General features: G+C 42.7%; 1 protein-coding gene. It reads right to left on the minus strand.

What is annotated here, in order from left to right; genetic code table 11:
• Nucleotides 1-508: Rib/alpha-like domain-containing protein (locus tag LQ677_RS14510; protein ID WP_275583303.1), on the minus strand; the 508-nt coding region annotated here is incomplete at both ends.

Consider the following 508-nt stretch of genomic DNA (forward strand, 5'->3'; position numbering starts at 1 on the left):
TGTCTGCTTCTTCACCGACTGTTACTGGTACTTTAATGTGATCTGTTGTGCCATCTGGGTATTTCACTGTCACATCTACTTCTGTTGTACCTGGTGTTTTACCATCCGGTAATTGTGTCTCATCATCCACCGTAATTGTTGGTTGATCTTTATCCGCTGGATAATCTGGGATTGTCACTGCACCTGTTACATCCTCTGTTGTCGTTGGTGTACCATGATCTTTTGTTACGCCGTCTGTTGTTGGTTCATAAGCATCATTATCTGCTTGTTCTCCCACTGTTACTGGTACTTTAATGTGATCTGTTGTGCCATCTGGATATGTTACTGTCACATCTACTTCTGTTGTACCTGGTGTTTTACCATCCGGTAATTGTGTCTCATCATCCACCGTAATTGTTGGTTGATCTTTATCCGCTGGATAATCTGGGATTGTCACTGCACCTGTTACATCCTCTGTTGTCGTTGGTGTACCATGATCTTTTGTTACGCCGTCTGTTGTTGGTTCATA

The organism is Mammaliicoccus sp. Q-M61 (genome assembly GCF_022386055.1).
Lineage (GTDB): Bacteria > Bacillota > Bacilli > Staphylococcales > Staphylococcaceae > Mammaliicoccus > Mammaliicoccus sciuri_A.